Origin of the sequence: Streptomyces sp. NPDC006265 (assembly GCF_040613555.1) — a bacterium.
Taxonomy (GTDB): Bacteria; Actinomycetota; Actinomycetes; order Streptomycetales; family Streptomycetaceae; genus Streptomyces.
Window position 1 is genome coordinate 1 of the sequence record NZ_JBEXSH010000982.1, and the last position, 3,114, is coordinate 3,114.

The 3,114-nt window shown below is 70.9% G+C and carries 4 protein-coding genes; 1 reads left to right on the forward strand and 3 read right to left on the reverse strand.

The window, feature by feature from the left end:
- Positions 1 to 10 precede the first annotated feature (10 nt).
- The 3 genes from ABZ281_RS43860 to lexA all read right to left on the reverse strand — a co-directional run bounded on the left by ABZ281_RS43860 (position 11) and on the right by lexA (position 2,532).
- The gene (locus ABZ281_RS43860) at positions 11 to 1,354 is read right to left on the reverse strand and encodes a hypothetical protein (protein WP_356663793.1); all 1,344 of its coding nucleotides are present in this window, start codon (positions 1,352 to 1,354) and stop codon (positions 11 to 13) included.
- Positions 1,355 to 1,437: 83 nt separating this feature from the next.
- Positions 1,438 to 1,755, reverse strand: coding sequence for a hypothetical protein (locus tag ABZ281_RS43865; RefSeq protein WP_356663795.1), 318 nt, complete (start codon positions 1,753 to 1,755; stop codon positions 1,438 to 1,440).
- A 75-nt stretch (positions 1,756 to 1,830) separates the two neighbouring features.
- On the reverse strand, positions 1,831 to 2,532 hold the full coding sequence (gene lexA, locus ABZ281_RS43870; protein WP_356663797.1) for a transcriptional repressor LexA: 702 nt from the start codon (positions 2,530 to 2,532) through the stop codon (positions 1,831 to 1,833).
- Between the two features lie 150 nt (positions 2,533 to 2,682).
- Here lexA and ABZ281_RS43875 point away from each other — a divergent pair.
- Positions 2,683 to 3,114: GntR family transcriptional regulator (locus ABZ281_RS43875; protein ID WP_356663799.1), on the forward strand; the 432-nt coding region annotated here is incomplete at its 3' end.

Consider the following 3,114-nt stretch of genomic DNA (forward strand, 5'->3'; position numbering starts at 1 on the left):
CACATGGAGGTCACCGGCTCGCAGTGCCGGGGTTCGGGATCCGGTAGACCGGGATCGTGGGCGCGAGGGGGAGGTCGGGGCGGACCCGCGCGCGAGGGAAGAACCGGCGCTCACGGGTGAAGGTGACGCCCTCGACCGCGCTGGCCTTGTAGACCGGCCCGACGAGCCGCCCGTCGCTGTCGCGGATCCCGATCCGCACTCCGGGCTTCCAGTGCGCTCGCCGCCACGTGCCGAACCCGAGTGGCCCCCGGGAGCCGCCCTGCGCCGTGCGCTCCTCGGGCGGTCCCTCGGGTGGTGGGGTGAAGTCCAGGACACGGACCCCATGGAACCCGCCGGCCTGCCCGGCCTCGCTCGTGGCGATCCTGCCCAGGGCGCTGCGCGACGTGGGGCGCGGCCCGGGGTCCGGGAGAACGGGCGGCTGCCTCCACCGGGCGAACGCCAACTGCGCGGCGTACCCGTACAGCACGCGGCCGCCGCCGTGGTCGCCGTACGCGGTCGGCTGCAGCACCTGGCACCGCTTCCCCGTCGCGTCGAGGGAGGAGATGAGCAGGAACCCGGACGTCGTGTCGAGCCGGCCGTCGGGCTGGGAGGCGAGCAGGCCGCCGAGGATGACTGGCTCCGGTCCCACGCACACGCCGTCCTCGATGAGCGCGGCGAGCTCGTCGTCGTCGGCTTGGGCCGCGCGCAGGGGGACGGCGTCGTGCGTGATGAGCGACCAGGGGGCCGGCAGCCGCAGAGCGTCCCGGGTCGGTTCGTCCAGCGGGGCGGTGGTGACCACGTCCAGGGCGAGCGGGGCCGGGACCATGTGCGCGGCGGCCAGGTAGGCCGCGGTGCCGGTCAGGGCGCGCAGCCACCGCACGGCTCGGTTCTGCTGCACGGCGTAGGTGCTGGCGAGGAAGTCCTGCTCGTCCAGCAGACCGGACCGCAGCGCGCCGACGTCCGCGGGCACCAGGCCGGACAGGTCCGAGGGCAGGCGGCGATGGATCCGGGCGAAGCGCCGCTCGAGCTCCCACTGCTCCCGCTGGGTCGCCAGTGCGGCCGCGGCGACGTCGATGACGACGTCGTCCGGCCCGCACAGCGCGAGGACTGCCTTGGACTCGTGAGGAGCCAGTTCCCAGTCGATGTCGTGCTCGTCCGCGAGTCGCTGTGCCTCTCCGCACTCCGCGACCACCCGCTTCCACAACACCGCCAGCTGCTCGTCCCAGGATCCCGGTCTGTCGGGCCCAGCGCCGGGACCGAGAAGGAACTCCTTCCAGGCGCCCGAGGTCAGGGCGGTGAAGGTGAGGCCGCTGTCACGCGTAGCCGGGGCGGCCGGCTGTGCGAAGGCCGTGTCGAGGAGGTTCCGAACGCTCATGCCCTGGTCAACGATGGCGCTCGGTTCGAAGGCACTCCTGTCCGCGCCCTGCGGCGGCTCTGCGGCGAGCCGCCTGGGCTTGGTCACTCCTCGCGTTGCTGCTGGGCCTGTTCGAAGGCACGCAGCGCGGCCTGACGCGTCTGCTCGATACGGGCAGGATCCCGCGGTGTCTGGTCCTCTTCGGCCCCCGCGCCGCCGTCAGTCGCCGCCATCATGACGTCGAGGGCCTTGCGCCGCGCGGCCTCACTCAGCGGCGGCCGTCCGCGCAGTGCCCCGATCGTCATCAGCGTCAGCACGTCGTCGCTCGTGGTGGGCCGCATGCGGCCTTCGAGAAGTTCGTCCAGCCGCCAGCTGTCCGCGATCTCTTCCCACGTCACGTCCGGCGTTGCTTCGTCGCTCATGCTTCTCCGATCCCAAAATGAATCAACCACAGCAGTCACGGCTTCCGGCCCGCCGAAATCCCCGGCCGGCGGTGCTCACACGCTGCGCATGACCGCCACGACCTTGCCGAGGATGGACGCCGCGTCGCCGAAGATGGGCTCGAAGGCGTCGTTCTCCGGCATGAGCCACACCGTCGAGCCCTCCCGCTTGAGCCGCTTGACCGTCGCCTCGCCGTCGATCATGGCGGCGACGATCTCGCCGTTCTCGGCGTCCGGCTGCACCCTGACGGCGACCGTGTCGCCGTCCATGATGTGCGCCTTGATCATCGACTCGCCGCTGACCGTGAGCGCGAACATCTGCCCGCTGCCGACGAGTTGCCTCGGCAGTGCGAGCACATCCTCGACCTGCTCGTCGGCGGTGATGGGAACGCCGGCGGCGATGCGGCCGACGAGGGGGGTGTGGACCACCGAGGAGTCGGACACCGCGTCTTCGGGGCCCGTTTCCCCGAGGAAGTCGCCCTCGGGGCCGACGGTCGTGGTGGGGACGTAGGCGCGAGGGCGCTTCGGGTCCTGTCGCAGGACGCCCTTCTTCACCAGAGCGCCGATCTGATGCGCGACGGACGAGGTGCTGGAGAGCCCGGCGGCTTGGCCCAGCTCCCGCATCGACGGCGGGTATCCGCGGTCCCTGATGCTGGACCGGATGGCGTCGACGATCCTGTGCTGCCGGTCGGTCAGCCCGTCCTCCCGGGTCACGATGCCCGGAGGGCGCCCGACGTACCGAGACGTTGTGGCCTCCATGATGTCCCCCTTCGTGCTCTTACAGGTACGAACCGTAACCCGAGATTCCGGGAAAGGGCACAAGTATTCGACCTGTTTTCCCTGGCCAGATGGTCGCGGCGGCCAGCCCACAGCCTGGAGCGGAAGATGGCGCTGCGTACGGTTACGCGCATGACATTGCCGCTGGAAGACGATTCGAGGCCGCCCTACCTCCAGGCGGCCGAGGTGCTGCGCGCCGGGATCCAGACCGGGGAGTATGCGCCCGGGAGCCGACTGCCGTCGGCGCGGGTACTTCAGGCGCGCTTCGGAGTCTCCAGCTCGACGGTGCAAAACGCCCTGAGGGTCTTGAAGCAGGAAGGCATGGTCTACTCCGTGCTCGGGCGGGGCAGCTACGTCAGCAGCACACCTCCCGGCCTTCCGTTGGCGGCCCGGACGGACTCCTCCCCTGTCCCCAACGACGTGATCGACGAGGAACACGACCCCAGACCCCCCTACGTCCGTACGGCAGACCTGCTCAGGGAGGAGATCCGGTCCGGCAGCTTCGAACCGGGCGGGCGGCTTCCCTCCGCGCGGGAACTCCAAGACCGCTTCGGGATCGCCAAC